The sequence below is a fragment of the Helicobacter aurati genome, assembly GCF_003364265.1.
Taxonomy (GTDB): Bacteria; Campylobacterota; Campylobacteria; order Campylobacterales; family Helicobacteraceae; genus Helicobacter_A; species Helicobacter_A aurati.
The window spans coordinates 186,940-204,322 of the sequence record NZ_NXLW01000001.1 but is presented as its reverse complement, the minus strand read 5'-3'; the positions used below and the strand labels follow the sequence as shown (position 1 = coordinate 204,322).

Genomic DNA, 17,383 nt, shown 5'->3' with positions numbered 1-17,383 from the left:
ATTGAGGATTCTAAGATAGCTTTATGAAAAAAAGGACTAATCTTGATTCAAATGATAATCCTAAAAAATTTCGCACTAAAGCCAATAAAGCCATAACGAATAAATTTCTTGATGGTCGTTCTGCGAAAGAATCAGGTTTTTACTATTGTCATACACAATCTTTCAGTAATGGTTTTTTGATTCCGAGATTAAAGGCTTTTATTACGGATATGTTTTTAATTAATATGCCTTTACTCTATATCACAACCTATCTTATTTTAGATGGCAAGCAGGATTTTTTGGGCAATCAAATAGCTATTATGCTCTGTGTGTTGTGTTATTGCGCCATACTTTTTTTCTTTCTATGGAAAGCCAATCAAACGCCGGGTTTTCGTTATGCGGAAATTATGTTGGTAGGTATAGATTCTAATACTTGTAGAGAATCCGCTCAAAGGACGGAAGTGCATTCTAAGCGATACGGCACGATTAGTCATAGAGAGTCTTTTGTATTTTATAAACCAAAAGCATGGCAGTGTTGTGTATTCCTCATTGTATGGCTTATTGAATTAAGCTTTTTTTTATGGATAATTTATTTTTTACGTAAAGATAAAAGGAGTTTACATGAAGTTGTTTCGGGCACAAAGATTATTTATAAAGAAAACCCAGCTCGTAAGAGGCAGTAGGATTTCTCCATTTATGATTAGTTAATTGTTTCTGATATAGAATTTATATCTGTAACATAGTGAATGTAAGGAACTTATTTTGCTTACTTATATAAAATACAAAAGGAGTTGTTTATGAAAATAGATTCTACTAACGCAATGACTTCTCTAGCACATGCAAAGGAAAGCAGTTTAGTACAAGAGCTTAAGAATAAAGCCAATAAGAACGATGACAGCGATGCGGCATTAAAAGAGCAGACAGACAAGTTTGAAGCACTTTTTATCAAAACATTGCTTGATACTTCATTGAATATGGATAATCCCCTATATCCTAAGCAACCTGGCAGCGATATTTATAATGCAATGTATAAAGAGCAGTTAGCGGAGAGTTTAAGCGGTAATTTTGGATATAGTGAATTGCTGTTTCAATATCTCAAAGATCAACAAAAGCTCAAAAGTTAGAATGAAATAAAAGTATCGCTTTCACAACACAATGTTTTCATAGAGAGATAGTATGGTTATTGCTTGATTTTTTATACATCATTATATGAAGCTCCAATACCTCTAAACTAGCGGGCGTTATTCCGCTGATATTTGCGGCTTCTTGCAGACTCTTCGGCTTGTAAAGGCTAAGTTTCTCAATGACTTCAAGGCTTAAGCCAGAAATCCCTTGATAGATGAAGTTCTTTGGAATCTCTAAGCTTAAAGCGCGTTTGCTGCGAATGATTTGTTCTTCTTGTTTGCGTATATATTCTTGATATTTTGCTGTAATACGTAATTGCTCTAGTGCTCTATCGCTAAGTGTTGCTAGGCTTTTATGGAGTTTACGCATTTTGCTAGCATTCATACTCTCACGTCCTAGAATAAGTGCAAGGCTGCATGGATTACTAAATGGCATTTCGTCCACCTGCGTTAATATTTCTAAGTTTTGTTTATTGGGTGTGAAGCGAGATTCCAATAGAGCAAGATTAGATTCTATATCGTTTTTATCTTCTTGCAAATTTTTTATGATATGAGAATCTAAAAGCCCGAGCTCTTTAATATAAGGCAATAATCGAAAGCATGCATTATCTTCGCGTAGCAATAAACGATATTCGGCACGACTTGTGAAAACTCGATAGGGTTCATTAGTTCCTTTTGTAACTAAGTCATCAATCATTACTGCGATATAACTTTCATCTCTTTGTAGTATTAAAGATTCTCTTTGGCTTTGTCCTCTCTGATAGAGAAGGCTAAGGCTTGCGTTAATGCCAGCGATAATCCCTTGTGCTGCAGCTTCTTCATAACCCGTTGTACCGTTAATTTGTCCAGCTAAATAGAGATTCTTCACGATCTTGGATTCTAGAGTATGATAAAGGTTTGTAGGTTGACTATAGTCGTATTCAATCGCATAGCCATAACGGGTGATAACCGCATTTTCTAGCCCTGTAATTGAATGGATAATTTCTTCTTGGACTTGATAGGGTAGGCTTGTCGTTAACCCGTTGATATAGTATTCAGATGCACCATAGGTTTGTGGTTCAAGAAAGAGTTGATGTCTTGTTTTGTCCTTAAAGCGATTCACTTTGTCTTCGATGCTTGGACAATAACGTGGTCCTACTCCTTGTATTTGTCCTGTAAAAAGTGGCGCACGGTAGAAATTTTCTTTGATAATTTGATGTGTATTTTCATTGGTATAAGTTACAAAACATGGTAGTTCTTTAGGGAGAAAATAGCCATTATGCAATCTGTCTTTAAGAAATTCTGAAATATTATTTTCTCTTTTATGATGGAGATAATCATAAGTGAGGAGACTGAAGTAGGGGGCTTGTAACTGCTCTTTGGTTTCTTGCGATTCTATATGCGCATCTCCATAGTGTTTTTGTAGATTTGTAGAATCTATGCTAGTGCCTAAGATTCTCGGGCATGTTCCTGTTTTTAATCTCGCAAGGGGAATACCTAGCGACTGCAAACTACGACTTAATTCATTGCTAGCAATTTCACCTGCTCTGCCATTTTGACTTTTATTCTCACCAATGTGAATTAGCCCGCTTAGAAAAGTACCTGCTGTGATAATGATTTTTTCTGCAAAAAATTGTTTTTTAATAGCTATTTCTACGCCTATTGCTGTGTTATTTGTACTTAGAATATTCGTAACGTTTGCTTGAAGGATAGCAAGATTTTTAGTTTTTAAGAGCAAATCTCTTGCATACTTTTTATATAAGTCCATATCTATTTGCGCGCGAGTTCCGCGCACAGCAGGACCCTTAGAAGCATTAAGTACCCTGTACTGTATCCCGCTAATATCTGTAATTGCACCCATAAGCCCACCTAAGCTATCAACTTCCTTTGTTAAATGTCCTTTCCCTAAACCACCTATTGCAGGATTACAGCTAGCTAAGGCAATGTTGTCAATAAGATGAGTAATAAGCAATGTACGCAAACCCATTTTTGCACAAATATGGCTCGCTTCAACCCCCGCATGTCCGCCACCAACAATGATTATGTCATATTTATTTTGCATTTTTCTGCCCAATTATTAATTTTTAAAGTAAAATTATAATCATTTAGTTAAGTAGAAAGGAGTAAGAATGCAAAAAGATTCACAAGAATGCGTGAAACATACAGAGAATACAACACCGTTACAGACAACGCAAGAGGATTCTCATAATATTTCCCCAGATTCCGATCATACTCCCCATAATACAAATTATAACACTCATAGCACGCAGTCAAATAATGTAAAAAAGGCAACATTTAAATCATTTATTATGCAAGATTCTTCGAGAATATGGAGTGCTTTGAGCATGTTGATTGCGGTAATTATTGTATTAAGTGTGGATAATACAATCCTTACATGGCTTATTATGGGCATTATTTATTTGCTTGCGATGAGAGAAGGGGCTAGTCTCTATAAAATTTCGTTAGACGTTTTTAGTTATTGTATGGCAATTATTTTATGGATAGGATTGTATTTTAGCGTTAATTCTTTTGCTGTGGTTACTTGTGCGCTTTGTGTTATGTCATTGTACTGCGTTATCAATAATTCAGATTCTCAGATGAGGCATTTATTTCCTTTTATCTATCCCAGTTTGCCTTTTGTGGCAATTTATGTTATTTATAGTGAGTACGGAGTGGGCTTTTTGGCTTGGCTTATTGCTACTATTTGTGTAGCGGATATTTTTGCATTCTATGGCGGTAAAAAGTTAGGAAAAACAAAGCTTTGTTTTGCTTCTCCCAATAAAACAGTGGAAGGAGCAGCATGCGGAATTGTGTTTGGTGTGTTAATTGGTTCTATTTTTGGTATTGGTATTTTTGGAGGCTTTTCTGCTGCTATACTAGCAAGTTTATTTATTGTTGCTCTATCAATTATAGGAGATTTATTGGAGAGTGCTCTGAAACGTAGAGCAGAACTTAAGGATTCAGGTACTCTTTTGCCCGGGCATGGTGGGGTGCTTGATAGAATAGATGCAATGATGTTTGGTGCTGTGGGTATGCTATTGATTTTATCCTTTTTACCCATGTATCAACTTTAGATTCTAATCTCTTTATTAAGTATGGATTTTAGTCCTTACATAGAGCCTTTGTTAGTTTTATTATAAATATTGTATTTTATAGATTTATTATTTATTGTGTTATAATTAGGGAGTCACTTCGTAAAGTTAAGGTATATAATGAGCAATACACAGCAAACTTCAAATAGCACGACGTCTCATCAAGCTGCAAAATATGTAAATCTCAATATTGATAAAATTATGAGCATACTTCCCCATCGTTATCCTATGTTGTTGGTTGATAAAGTTGAGGAAATTGCTTCATACCAACATATAATTGCCTATAAAAACATAACTATCAATGAGCAAGTTTTTCTTGGGCATTTTCCTAAAGAGCCTATTTATCCCGGCGTGATGATTATTGAGGGCATGGCTCAAGCTGGTGGGATTCTTGCTTTTGTTAGTGAATGGGGGTTAGATTTTGCAGCAAGCCAAAGCAAGGTTGTCTATTTTATGACGATAGATAAAGTAAAATTTCGTGTGCCTGTTCGTCCGGGAGATACTTTATTCTATAAAATGCAGGTTATGAAACATCGCAGCAATGTATGGCAACTTGAGGGCAAGGCTTTTGTAGGTGATACATTGGTAAGTGAAGCAGAATTGAAAGCCATGGTGGCAGATGTTCGTAAATAAACAATTGCGATATAGACACAATATTTGTTGAGAATTATGATAAATCAAATAAGGATTATGAATGAATATTTCTTCAACAGCTAGAATAGCTAAGACCGCCATCATTGAAGGAGAAGTAACTATTGGAGAGAATGTAGTAATCGAAGATTATGCTGTGCTCAAAGGCAATATTACCATACAAGATAATAGCTATATTTATAACCATGTCACCATTCGTGGTCATACGTCTATTGGTAAGAATACTACTGTTTTCCCGAATGCTGTATTAGGTACGATTCCTCAAGATTTGAAGTATAAAGGAGAAACAACTTTCTTAGAAATTGGCAATAATAATATTATTCGTGAATCTTGTATGTTTAATCCGGGCACAGAAGGTGGAGGCGGAGTAACGCGGATAGGCGATAATAATCTTTTTATGGCGTATGTTCATGTTGCTCATGATTGTGTCGTTGGTAGTAATAATATCTTTGCTAATAATGCTACATTAGGTGGACATATACATATTGCGAATTTTGTGAATATCGGAGGAATGACGCCAGTGCATCAATTTGTCAAGATTGGTGAAGGTGCAATGATTGCTGGAGCTTCAGCACTATCCCAGGACATTCCCCCTTATTGTATGGCAGAGGGCAACCGAGCTAAAATTGTAGGGCTTAATAGATTCCGTATGCGAAAAATCATGAATAGGGAAATAATAGATAAGATTGATGCACTCTACAAAAGATTATTTTCTGGTGTGCAGAGTCTTAGAGAGTTGGCTTTATTAGAGCTTAAAGTCGCGCAAAATAGCGTTAATGACGAAAGTGAAATTATTGGAATTTGTGAGTTTATTTTACAATCAGAAAGGGGAATCCCCCATAAAAGAGGTATTGTCAATGATTGAAACTTGTAGTTTTTGTGGTAAAGCAGAATCTAAGGTAAATCCTATTGTCTCAAGTAATGAAAAAATTACAGGTACAAAAGCTTACATTTGCAAAATGTGTACATTATTTATTTATGAACGTTTTCATGTGAAAAATAATGTGGATTCTGCAATTTGCTCGGTGGATTCTATTCCTTCGCCAAGGGAATTAAAAGAACATTTAGATGATTATGTGATAGGACAAGAGCAAGCGAAAAAAGTCTTTAGTGTAGCTGTTTATAATCACTATAAGAGGCTTTTGTATCAACAAAAACTAATCTCTAAAGATGAATCTGACAAGACAGATTTAACGGAGAATGTTGAACTTTCAAAATCAAATATTCTTTTAATTGGTCCAACAGGTAGCGGGAAAACACTTATGGCGCAAACATTGGCTCGTTTTCTTGATATTCCCATAGCTATTTCAGATGCTACTTCTCTAACAGAGGCAGGTTATGTGGGAGAGGATGTTGAAAATATTCTTACAAGATTATTACAAGCTGCAAATGGAGACTTGCAACGCGCACAAATGGGGATAGTTTTTATTGATGAGATCGATAAAATATCAAGATTGTCAGAGAATCGTTCTATTACTAGAGATGTGTCTGGGGAGGGTGTGCAGCAGGCTTTATTAAAGATTATTGAGGGCAGTATTGTTAATATCCCTCCAAAAGGTGGCAGAAAGCATCCAAATCAAGAATTTGTTAAAATGGACACTAGCAATATTTTGTTTATTTGTGGCGGTGCCTTTGATGGAATTGAAGATATTATTAAGCGCAAATTAGGTAAAAATGTTTTAGGGTTTGATTCCCATAGAGAATCTGATAAAAAGCTCGTGCAAGATTCTGATAACATTATTCACCAAATTGAAACAGATGATTTAGTGAGCTTTGGATTGATTCCAGAGTTAATCGGGAGATTGCATGTTATTGCAATATTAGATTCTATTAGTAAACAAGCAATGATTGCTATTTTGACGAAACCAAAAAACGCGCTTATTAAGCAATATCAGAAACTTTTTGAACTAGATGGAGCGAAACTTTCTTTTGAAGATGATGCAATAGAACGTATTGCAGAACTTGCAATGGAGAGAAAAACTGGTGCTAGAGGGTTGAGAGCTATTGTTGAAAATTTTAGCTTAGATATTATGTTTGATTTACCCAATTTAAATGGATATGAAATTGTGATTACGCGAAAATGTGTAGATAAAATAGATAAGCCTATTCTTATTAAAAAGAAAACAGTTAAAGTAGTTTAGAGAAATAAGGAGATTTTCCAGTGTTTTTAAATAAATTTGTGGGTTGGTTTTCACATGATATAGCAATTGATTTGGGTACAGCTAATACTATTGTCATGATAAAAGGACACGAGATTCTTATTAATGAGCCTTCTATTGTAGCAGTTAAAGTTGAACAGTATCGAGATGGAGAAATATTAGCGGTTGGTAAAGAAGCAAAAGAAATGATAGGTAAAACGCCTGATAACATACGTGCAATTAGACCACTTCGCGACGGTGTAATTGCGGATTTTGAAATCACAGAAAAAATGATTCGCCATTTTATTGAAAGAGCGCATAAACGTAAATCTTTTATGCGTCCTAGAATTATGGTCTGTGTGCCTTATGGATTAACCTCTGTTGAGAGAAAAGCTGTTAAGGAATCTGCTATGAGTGCTGGTGCAAGAGAAGTGTTTTTGATTGAAGAGCCACTTGCAGCAGCTATTGGAGCAGGTTTACCTATTAAAGAGCCACAAGGTAGCCTTGTTGTCGATATAGGTGGAGGAACGACAGAAATCGGTGTTCTCTCATTGAGCGGACTTGTAATTTCAAAATCTATACGAGTTGCAGGTGATAAACTTGATGCAGCAATTATAGATTATGTAAGAAAAAAATTCAATCTTCTTATTGGGGATAGGACTGCTGAGGAGATAAAAATCGAGATTGGCTGTGCTGCTCCGTTAGAAAAAATTCTTGTGAAAACTATTAAGGGTCGAGACCAAGTGAGTGGGTTATTAAACTCCGTGGATCTTACCAGTGAAGATATTAGGGAGGCTATTAAAGACCAAATTAAAGAAATGGGGAATGCGTTACGTAGTGTTTTAGAGCAAGTTCCACCAGATTTAGCGGGAGACCTTGTAGAAAATGGGATTGTTCTTACTGGTGGAGGCGCATTAATACGTAATTTGGACAGATATTTCTCGGACATAGTGAAGTTGCCTGTGTATGTTGGTGAAGAGCCCTTGCTCTCTGTGGCAAAAGGTACGGGTATGGCAATGGAAGATGAGGAAATGTTAGAAAAGATTATTGCAAGAAGCTAAATAGCAACAAAGTATGCTTCTTTATCTTGGGTGAAGTGATACTAGAATCTATTATGTATTTTAGATTCTTTGAAGAATTTGAGGATGTTCTCTATGTTTCTTTACTGGAAAATTACTGGATTTCTTTCTTCTTTTTGTTTGAAGAGTCTTTGATAATAGTAAGAATATTAGAGTATGATAAATAAGATTCTTTGTTGTTGCTTTTTTGCTTTTAGTTTTAGTGAAGTTACCTGTGTATATTGGTGAAGAATTTTCCCTTTATTTGTGGGCAAAGTAAAATATAGTAGAGATACGATATTTATTTAATTGTAATAAAGAGATTCTAGAACAGAAATATTTTGTATTTCACATTCATAAAAATATATTGCGACATGATTAATAAGTCTGTGAGTTGCAACTTCGAATCCATAATAAAAGATTCGATAGTACCATTGTACTAGCAAGTGCTTTTATTGCTTTTTAAATATAAGTTATATTTTATTTAATCATTGTATTGCAAGCTATATCAAATTAACTTAGGATATTTGATTTAGGATTCCCATAACAAAGGGACTGTTTGAGATGATATGAAGGAGTTAGCCATTGTGCAATGCGAATTTTAGTGATTTTTGCCATAAGTAGGGACTAATTCCACACCACACTATTTCTCCTGCATTGAAACTAGATTCTTGTTTGTTGCAGATTCTAAGGATGAGATCTTGTAGTTTTTTTGAGTCCCTTATTAGAGGGCATTCTAAAAAATCCCTTGAATGCGCTATATCCAAAAACCATTCTTGCAATCCATTGTTTGCTTTATTACGTTGCATCCATTGAATAATGGGCGAATTAAATCCAATTTTATTTTTGCGCCAGATTACAGATTCAGGCATAAAATCATGCAAGCTATCGCGAATCAAGCTTTTTGTGTAACCATTACGTATTTTGTAGGAATAAGGCAGGCTAAAAACAAGCTCTACTAAACGATGATCTAAGAATGGCATGCGAATTTCTACGCCATTAATCATAGAATATCTATCATAGTTGCGAAGTAAAGTAGGAAGTATTGTTTTATCAAAAATTTCATAAAGCCATTTTGAAAAGTAATCCAACAAGCCAAAATTCGAATGAGAATCCATTGGCATAGGAAATTTATGCCGAATCTTGCGACTAAGCGATTTGCAAAGAAATTGCATTCCTTCTTTATACATTCCAAAAGGAGATTTAGGATTCTCTCTTGTATCATTAAGCGTATGCAATATGTTTTTGATACTTTTAGGGCGATATTTCGCATCCCATAGAGCTTGTATAATATGTCCGTATCCGCTAAAAAGTTCATCAGCACCATGCCCATCAAGAGTTACTGTCACGCCTTTTTCTTTAATAGCACGATACGTAGCAATCATTGGAATAGGGCTAGTAATATAAATATCTTCAAAAAGATAAAAGTATTCTTCTATTTTTTCCCAATGGTTTAACGGATTAATTTCTATAAATTCTCCTTTAATGTTAATGTAATCACATACCATACGTGCGTATTTGCTCTCATCTAATGGAGTATCTTTGAAGCATGCAACGCAAGCATGTTGCCAGTCCTTATGTAGATTTCTGATTGAAGGTAGTTGCTTTTTACTAAGATATGACATGGCACATATTGTTGCGCTAGAATCTACTCCGCCGCTAAGAGCTGTGCCTATTCGTACATCAGAGCGCATACGAATAGCGACGGAATCTAAAAAGAGATTCCGAAATTCTTGCACTATTTCGGTATAAGGCTTTGGATTGTGTGGATTATATGGCAAATGTTCAAGGATGTGATAATAGCGTGTGGTTTGTAATTGTTGTTTTGAGAGACAATCAGCATTTACAAAAGCATAATGGGCATGTGGGAATCGCTGTATTCCCTGAATAAGCGTATTTTGCGTGTGTTCATAATTGAAAATGTTACCAATGTGTGTGAGATTCTTAAAATTGTTTGCTGGTCTCACTTCGGACAAAAAGGGATAAATAGCTTTCATTTCAGAGGCAAAGATAAATTGTTCTTTCCCTGTGTTATTTTTAATAAAGGCGTAAAATAATGGTTTTTTGCCAAACCTGTCACGAGAGAGAAATAATTCTTGATTTTTATGATTGAAAATTGCCAAAGCCCACATACCGTTGAATCGATGAAGGCATTTTTCGCCCCATGCATCGAAACTCGCTAATATAACTTCGCTATCTGAATGTGTATGGAAGATATAGCCTTTAGCAATGAGCTCTTGTTGTAATTCTAGGAAGTTATAGATTTCCCCATTAAAGACTAAAGTGTATCGTAGTGAATCTCTCGTTTTGTTTGTGATTTCAAGGGAATTCTTTTTATGTGCTTGTCTTGCCCCCCCCCCCCCCGTAGTTTTATCTTGCGCACTAAAAGTATTGTCGCTATGAACACGTAGGTTATCTTTTATTGAAAGTACAGGGAAGTGCATAGGCTGCGAAGCATCACTGCTTAAATCCAAAATACTCAAACGTGTATGTCCAAGACTAATAGAATTGTCGTGAAATACTCCTTGATTGTCTGGTCCTCTATGGGATAATGTATTTAACGCTTGAGCGAATTTAGTTGGTTCACTCGATGGCAATGTGCCTAAGATTCCACACATGTTTGCTCCTTGTACTGATGTAATAAGTTGTATAAATTAGCAAAATAACTTCAATTTATCGATAGGCTTTCTTACTTCTTGATTAAGAAAGGTTATGCTATGTCATTGAATGGGATTGTATTTGGAATTTACATTCAGAAATTGAATGGTCTAAACTATGAAGAAATAAGATTCTATATAATGTATTTAGAAAAAAGAGTTGTGTTTTTACGGTTAGGCATTGGTACGCTTCTCTTTGATTCTGGCGTTTTTACCCTTTCTTTGTCGTAAATAGTAAAGTTTCGCACGTCGTACTCGTCCTATTCGTAAGACTTCAATCTTTTCAAGACTGCTGCAATAAAGAGGAAATATTTTCTCTACACCAATATTATTTGCGCCTATTTTACGTACGGTGAAAGTTCTATCTACTCCGTTGCCGCGAATAGCTATGCAAACACCTTCGAAATTTTGAATCCTACTTTTATCACCTTCTGTGATTTTTATCCCTAATCGCAATGTATCGCCAGCCTTAAAGTTCGGGATAGTTTTATTAGCCGTTTGTGTTTCTATCTGTGATTTTTCAAAATTTTCTATATATCTGTTTTTCATGTTTACTCCTTACGCTGAAGATAAATGTAATGAATTAAATCTAGTATTATAACCAAACTTCTCTTTAGAAATTCTAAACTTAGCTACAAATATTAATTTTTTGTATGTAATAGTCTAGGCTTGCTAAATGGAGTATGTACCCCGACTATTTCAACGTTTTGTAATTCCTTAAAAAGTCGCAATCTTGTGCGAACTGCCTCTTGTTTATCTATATCATATTCTATTGCAATACGTGGGTTTGTGATTTGTGCTTCATACACATGTACTAGATCGCCAATAAAAACTATTTTACGTTGAGAATCTTCAAAGGAGAATAAAGTATGTCCAGGTGTGTGCCCGTAGGCAGAAAGAGGTTTAATTATCAGTTCAGAGTCAAAAATTGGCATGTGAGATTCTACAAATTGCGTATTTTTCCCAAAAGATTCCAGAGTTTGTTTAGCGAAAATATCTTGTGAGTGAATCCAAAAATCATATTCACGTTTGTCAATGACAAGTGTCGCGTAAGGAAAATTGCTTTTACCGTTTTTATCAAGGATTCCACCTAGGTGATCTTTATGCCCATGCGTTAAAAGTATATGAGTTATGTCGGTAAACTCTACGGCTTGTTCCTTGAGTTTTGAACGTAGAATTTCAGTAGTGTGTGGGAATCCGGTATCCACAAGAGCAATGAAATTTGCTTGTTTAATAAGCATAATATTATGTTCATTTTCTAAATAAGTTTTATTCTTAATTGCTTTTTCTTTAGTGATAAGTTTTTGCGTTGGAGGGGCAGATTTCTGCAAAGAAATAATAAAAACTTCAGCATCTCCAACACGCGTTTGATAGAATCCATTAGCAACCATATAATGTATAAAACACAACATAAGGAGGAATATTTTTCTCATATTGTTCTCCCGCGTTGGATACAAGAGAGGTAGTATTCTACTTCCAGATTCTCTACACTCGCTTCATACATACAACAAGGTAATAAAATTTCGCATCCCATGTAGCTAAAAGTATTATGTATTGGGGCTAAGAGCGCATTGATTGTATAGCCGTGATGCCCATCGTAGCTTGATTCTTTTGCGCCTGTCGTTGTGATAACTTGGAATTTTTTACCTTTTAGTAAGCGAGGCGTATTTCCATCTAGGATACTAATAAGTACTCTGTCTTCCCATTCTTTCATAAGACTAGGCGTGCTATACCAAAAAAGAGGGAATTGAAAGATAATTTTCTCGGGTTTTTGTAGTAATTCGATTTCTTTTTGTATGTCAATGTTGCCTTGTGGATAAGTAGTAGTTAGATTGTGAATAGTGATAGTGGGGATATTTTCTACTTCCTTAAGTAAGGCTTTATTGACTTTGGAATCTGCCCAAAAAGTATGTGCAAAAATAATAAGCGTTTGCATAAATGTTCCTTATAGTTATTTGAAATTATGGAAACTATTGTAAAAGGAAAAAGTTAAGTATTCATCAATTATCCTGTACAATAACGGACTATATTTGATACTTAAGGAACATTATGCAATATCGATACTTGGGCAATACAGGGAAAGTTATTCCAGCCATGATGCTAGGAACAGCTACTTTTGCAGGTAGCACAGAGCTATTTAAAAAATGGGGAAACACACAGCTAAAAGAAGCCAAAGAACTTATCAAAATGTGTATGGACAAAGGTTGCAATGCCTTTGATACTGCTGATTGCTATTCTTTAGGAGATTCAGAGAAAATCCTTGGAGAAGCATTAAAAGACTATAAAAGAGAAGAGGTATTTCTCTCTACAAAAACGGGTATGCCTATGAGCGAAGACCCAAATGACGTAGGCACTTCACGTGCGAAAATACTAAAAAGTGTGGAGGCAAGTTTAAAGCGATTGCAAACAGATTATATTGATTTATATCATTTGCATTGCTATGACGCTAAGACTCCGCATTTAGAATCTTTACAAACCCTTAATGATTTGATAAAAGCAGGCAAGATTCGTTATTTTGGTGTCAGTAATTATTCTGCTTGGCATTTAATGAAAATGTTAAACGTAGCGGATAACTATCATTTATTGCGCCCTAGCGTACATCAAGCCTATTATTCGCTTGCTGCAAGAGAATTTGAAAATGAACTCATGCCCTTAGCAATCGAGGAGGGAGTGGGGAGCTTAGTATGGAGTCCTTTAAGCGGCTCTATGTTATCTGGCAAAATACAAAGAGGAAAAGAAAATATAAAAGACTCGAGACTTAGCACCGATGGAGCTTGGGATGTAGAAAGAGAACATCTCTATACTATCACTGATGCGCTAGAGGTAGTCCATAAGGATACAGGATATTCTTATGCGCAAATCTCTCTTGCATGGGTACTTGCTCGTCCTAGTGTCTCTAGTCTTGTTATTGGGGCAAGAAATACTGCGCAATTAGAAGACAATCTTCAAGCAAATGAAATAACATTAGATTCTCATCATATCAAACTCTTGGATATTGCAAGTCAGACAAAACTCCCTTATCCATATTGGCATCAGAGATTCACTGTCAATGAAAGGGACCCTTATAGTGTCAAACGTTACTAAAGACACTTTTATGTTGGATTAACGTTGATAGAATGTTTTTGATTGCTCTAAATTATTGTGGTTTATTAATGTGGAATTAATTGCTTTTGTTTCTATAAGATTCTATTATGATACTGAATCTACCGCTTTAGAGAGTATTCCTCAATCTTATAAGCTTTTTGTGGACTTTAATTTGTAAATTTTGATTCTAAAATATCAAAAGAGAATCTTTCTATCGCCATATTCATTGCTTTCTTTCGTCTTTGGTTTTCTCTCATCTTTGAAAGGAAACCGAAATTATTTGCACAATAGCTTCTATTTCCCGTTATCCCTTGCAAAGTTTTTTTGTATATTAGCCAGACAACGAACTGAAGGAATAATATGCAAATCCTCTCCAAAGAAACACATAATATTTATAGGGTTACAAAACTGCTAGGAATCCCTTTTGTTACGCGTATAAAAAATGTTATGCCTTTAGGAAAAACCGAATATATCTACAAAGTATTCGGCTTGCCTGTGTATAGACGAGTAACGCCTAGCATTGCGACAAATCTCTCCACTATACAATTCAAGCTTCAAAAGATAGAATCTCTACTAAACATGCTATGGTTATCTAAAATGCAAAATCAAATTTTTAGCGGACAATTAGGACAAGATGCGGTAGCATATTCGATTCTGCGCGATAAAAAGGAAGGATTCTTTGTAGATATTGGCGCACACGATGGAATAAGTATTAATAACACTTATCTTTTTGAGAGACTTGGATGGAAAGGGTTTTGTGTTGAGGCTAATCCACATACTTTTGAGATATTACGACAGAATCGACAATGTGATGTCTATAACTTTGCAGTATTTTCCAAAAATATTGGTATGACTAATCTTGTAGTGTCAAATTCAGATTGTTCGGTTCTTGATACTTTAGAGATTAATCTTACGCAAGAACATCAAAAGAGAATGCAAGGCTATGGTACGTTAGAATCCATTAGCGTCTCTAGTATAACCCTTAATGAGATAATGCAAAATTATCCAGACATTTCTCATATTGATTTTCTTTCATTGGATGTTGAGGGAGGTGAACTTGATGTCTTATACGGCATAGACTTTAGCAAATATTCTTTTGGTGTCATGACGATTGAACATAACTATACAGAATCTCAAGAAAAAATCATACAATTTTTACGTGAAAACGGCTATCGCGTACTTATGCAAAATGGCTTTGATATGGTGTTTGTCAGGGATTTACAAATTCAGTTTGGTTATTGAGAATCTTAAAATCAAAATACAATATTCATCGTATTGCTTCTCTATCAAGCTAATCTCGCCCTTGAGAAAGCAAGCATTCTTTTAGAAGATTACAATTCAGTAAGGTTTCACGTTTCAGGGCTGGATTAGCAATCATTTCCGCTATATCGCGCACACACACGGCTTGCACAATATGATTTGTGGCGGTACGGGATTGGAGGATTTTGCCTTTTGTTTCATGAATATCTGCTTGGAAAAAATCTTGGCATAGTCGTTTGCCAAAAAACACGACATAATCTACAAATTGCAGTTGAAAAGTTAAATAATCTTTGCATATTGCACGTTCAAGCGATAAACCCTCTTTTTGAATCCGCAATGAAAGTTTTGCATTATCTTGCATTGCCGCACATTTGAATAAAGGAAAGATAAAAACGGATTCTAATTCGAGACACATGACTTTGCTAATAATATTTTGTAACATTGTATTGGATTTGCTCTGTTCGAGACACTGCAAAGAATTTCCTAGATGTTGCAAACGTAGAGATTCTACGACAAATGCGATTTTTGGGAACTTGGCAGGAGATTGAGCAGTCTTACTCAAATGTTTATTTGGCAAAACACCACAAAATCTCGCCTTTTCATGTGTCATGTTTGCAAGACTACAAAGCTTGCAATGCGATACTTGTTTTTCTAAATCATGAAACGTTTGCAATGCAGATAATGTTTGCATTTTTGGTTGCTGTTCCATATCTAAAGTGGTATTGTGTCGCTGTGCGGTTGTATGTGGAGCAAATGAAGAATGTGTCTTGGAAGAATCTGACTGCAAGAAATCTACAAAACAATCGCCTAGTAATTCTTGTCTATAAAGCAAAGCGCGTAGATACGTTAGTCGCAAAATTTCCTTTGGAGGCATAATAATATTCCTTTATCTCATATTCTTTTGTGTTATGATTTTGCCTGATTTTGAGTGGTAAATCTTGGAATGATTCTAATATAAAACTTTAGGTATGATGTTACTAGCGCGAAAGTATAAGGATTATTAATGATGCAGGAACAAAAAAAACTACATGTCATTTCTCTTGGTTGCTCTAAAAATCTTGTAGATTCTGAAGTGATGCTAGGAAGGTTACAAGACTATATGCTGACTGATGAAATTGGTGAAGCTGATGTCATTATTATCAATACCTGCGGTTTTATTGAAGCAGCTAAAAAAGAGAGTTTAGGACATATTTTTGAAGCATTACATAAGCGTAAAAAAGGGGCACTTTTGGTTGCTAGCGGCTGCTTAGTGGCACGCTATGCCAAAGAAATTAAAGAAATGATTCCAGAGATTGATATTCTTACAGGAGTAAGTGATTATCACAAAATAGATTCTATGATTGCAGAAAGAAAGGGCATTGTTCGAGAAAACGTCTTTCTTTATAATCAAGAGAAACGTATTATCACAGGCTCAAATATTCATGCTTTTGTGAAAATTAGTGAAGGTTGCAATCAAAAATGTTCGTTTTGTTCCATTCCTAGCTTTAAAGGAAAACTACAAAGTAGGGCATTGGATTCTATTTTACATGAAGTTGATTTACTTGCCAAGAATGGCTATTATGATATTAGTTTCATTGCTCAAGATTCTAGTTCTTATCTTAGAGACAAAGGGGAAGAGAATGGATTATTGAAGCTTATTCAGGCTATTGATGCGCAAGGGGCTATTAAGAGTGCTAGAATCCTCTATCTTTATCCTAGTTCAACTGATTTTGCGCTAGTTGATGCGATTGCGATGTCAGATATTTTTCAAAATTATTATGATATGCCAATTCAACATATCAGTCCTAGAATTTTACAAGATATGCAAAGAAGTCATAAAGATGTGCAGAAATTGCTAGCCTACATGAAAAGCATTCCTCAAAGCTTTGTGCGTAGCAGCGTCATTGTGGGTTATCCAAATGAAGAAGAATATGATTTTGTATTGTTGTGTGAATTTATTGAATCTTTTGGTTTTGATAGGATAAATATTTTTGAATATTCCAAAGAAGAGGGCACGAAAGCTGGCACATTAGAGGAATTGCCAAAAAAAATTCGCACAAAACGTATTAACACTCTTAAAAAAATTGTAGCCAAGCAACAAAACAAGCTGCTGCATGAGATGATAGGCAAGGAAATTGATGTGATTATCGAAGGCAAAAGCGAAATCAGTGAATATTTTTATAGTGCTAGGGATAAAAGATGGGCAAAAGAAATTGATGGTGAAATATTAATTAACGATGGGATATTTCATGGTGCAGGGTATTACCGTGCGAGGATTACGGAATGCAAAGACAATATTCTTATTGGAGAAATTTTGTAATCTTTTGCAATCTTTACTATCGCTGCTAGGCTTGTTCATCTGGAGTATTGCAGCGATTGTAT

The 17,383-nt window shown here is 35.2% G+C and carries 16 protein-coding genes; 10 read left to right on the top strand and 6 right to left on the bottom strand.

Features of this window, described 5'->3' with window-relative positions; all coding sequences use genetic code 11:
- Positions 1–23 precede the first annotated feature (23 nt).
- Complete coding sequence (locus CQA66_RS00855) at positions 24–662, top strand: RDD family protein (RefSeq protein WP_104762599.1); 639 nt, start codon at positions 24–26, stop codon at positions 660–662.
- Positions 663–776: 114 nt separating this feature from the next.
- The gene (locus CQA66_RS00850) at positions 777–1,103 is read left to right on the top strand and encodes a hypothetical protein (RefSeq protein ID WP_104762598.1); all 327 of its coding nucleotides are present in this window, start codon (positions 777–779) and stop codon (positions 1,101–1,103) included.
- A 37-nt stretch (positions 1,104–1,140) separates the two neighbouring features.
- Here CQA66_RS00850 and CQA66_RS00845 read toward each other — a convergent pair whose 3' ends face one another.
- A complete protein-coding gene (locus CQA66_RS00845) occupies positions 1,141–3,144 on the bottom strand; it encodes a tRNA uridine-5-carboxymethylaminomethyl modification enzyme MnmG/GidA (protein ID WP_104762597.1) in 2,004 nt (667 codons plus the stop codon).
- A gap of 67 nt (positions 3,145–3,211) precedes the next feature.
- Here CQA66_RS00845 and CQA66_RS00840 point away from each other — a divergent pair, with 67 nt between their 5' ends.
- From CQA66_RS00840 to CQA66_RS00820, 5 genes are all read left to right on the top strand, one after another.
- Positions 3,212–4,156, top strand: a complete 945-nt coding sequence (locus CQA66_RS00840) for a phosphatidate cytidylyltransferase (RefSeq protein WP_233707682.1) — start codon at positions 3,212–3,214, stop codon at positions 4,154–4,156.
- 138 nt (positions 4,157–4,294) lie between these two features.
- On the top strand, positions 4,295–4,807 hold the full coding sequence (gene fabZ, locus CQA66_RS00835) for a 3-hydroxyacyl-ACP dehydratase FabZ (protein ID WP_104762596.1): 513 nt from the start codon (positions 4,295–4,297) through the stop codon (positions 4,805–4,807).
- 61 nt (positions 4,808–4,868) lie between these two features.
- On the top strand, positions 4,869–5,690 hold the full coding sequence (lpxA, locus tag CQA66_RS00830; RefSeq protein WP_104762595.1) for an acyl-ACP--UDP-N-acetylglucosamine O-acyltransferase: 822 nt from the start codon (positions 4,869–4,871) through the stop codon (positions 5,688–5,690).
- On the top strand, positions 5,683–6,966 hold the full coding sequence (gene clpX / locus CQA66_RS00825) for an ATP-dependent protease ATP-binding subunit ClpX (RefSeq protein ID WP_104762594.1): 1,284 nt from the start codon (positions 5,683–5,685) through the stop codon (positions 6,964–6,966). The genes lpxA and clpX overlap by 8 nt, the downstream gene beginning before the upstream one ends.
- Positions 6,967–6,986: 20 nt before the next feature.
- Positions 6,987–8,024, top strand: a complete 1,038-nt coding sequence (locus CQA66_RS00820; RefSeq protein ID WP_104762593.1) for a rod shape-determining protein — start codon at positions 6,987–6,989, stop codon at positions 8,022–8,024.
- A gap of 575 nt (positions 8,025–8,599) precedes the next feature.
- Here CQA66_RS00820 and asnB read toward each other — a convergent pair.
- From asnB to CQA66_RS00800, 4 genes are all read right to left on the bottom strand, one after another.
- On the bottom strand, positions 8,600–10,639 hold the full coding sequence (gene asnB / locus CQA66_RS00815) for an asparagine synthase (glutamine-hydrolyzing) (protein WP_115582521.1): 2,040 nt from the start codon (positions 10,637–10,639) through the stop codon (positions 8,600–8,602).
- Between the two features lie 213 nt (positions 10,640–10,852).
- Positions 10,853–11,227, bottom strand: coding sequence for a 50S ribosomal protein L19 (gene rplS / locus CQA66_RS00810; RefSeq protein WP_104762590.1), 375 nt, complete (start codon positions 11,225–11,227; stop codon positions 10,853–10,855).
- Between the two features lie 92 nt (positions 11,228–11,319).
- Positions 11,320–12,111: an MBL fold metallo-hydrolase gene (locus CQA66_RS00805; RefSeq protein WP_104762589.1), complete on the bottom strand. Its 792-nt coding sequence runs from the start codon at positions 12,109–12,111 to the stop codon at positions 11,320–11,322.
- On the bottom strand, positions 12,108–12,614 hold the full coding sequence (locus CQA66_RS00800) for an NAD(P)H-dependent oxidoreductase (protein WP_104762588.1): 507 nt from the start codon (positions 12,612–12,614) through the stop codon (positions 12,108–12,110). The genes CQA66_RS00805 and CQA66_RS00800 overlap by 4 nt, the downstream gene beginning before the upstream one ends.
- Positions 12,615–12,727: 113 nt before the next feature.
- On the opposite strand from CQA66_RS00800, the gene CQA66_RS00795 reads away from it, so the two are divergent.
- Together CQA66_RS00795 and CQA66_RS00790 are read left to right on the top strand one after the other, a co-directional pair.
- Positions 12,728–13,762: an aldo/keto reductase gene (locus tag CQA66_RS00795; protein WP_104762587.1), complete on the top strand. Its 1,035-nt coding sequence runs from the start codon at positions 12,728–12,730 to the stop codon at positions 13,760–13,762.
- A gap of 360 nt (positions 13,763–14,122) precedes the next feature.
- The gene (locus CQA66_RS00790) at positions 14,123–15,004 is read left to right on the top strand and encodes an FkbM family methyltransferase (protein ID WP_104762586.1); all 882 of its coding nucleotides are present in this window, start codon (positions 14,123–14,125) and stop codon (positions 15,002–15,004) included.
- A gap of 49 nt (positions 15,005–15,053) precedes the next feature.
- Here the strand turns inward: CQA66_RS00790 and CQA66_RS00785 are convergent, their stop codons facing one another.
- The gene (locus CQA66_RS00785) at positions 15,054–15,896 is read right to left on the bottom strand and encodes a hypothetical protein (RefSeq protein ID WP_115582520.1); all 843 of its coding nucleotides are present in this window, start codon (positions 15,894–15,896) and stop codon (positions 15,054–15,056) included.
- 129 nt (positions 15,897–16,025) lie between these two features.
- Here CQA66_RS00785 and rimO point away from each other — a divergent pair, with 129 nt between their 5' ends.
- Positions 16,026–17,321: a 30S ribosomal protein S12 methylthiotransferase RimO gene (gene rimO / locus CQA66_RS00780; protein ID WP_104762584.1), complete on the top strand. Its 1,296-nt coding sequence runs from the start codon at positions 16,026–16,028 to the stop codon at positions 17,319–17,321.
- Positions 17,322–17,383 lie beyond the last annotated feature (62 nt).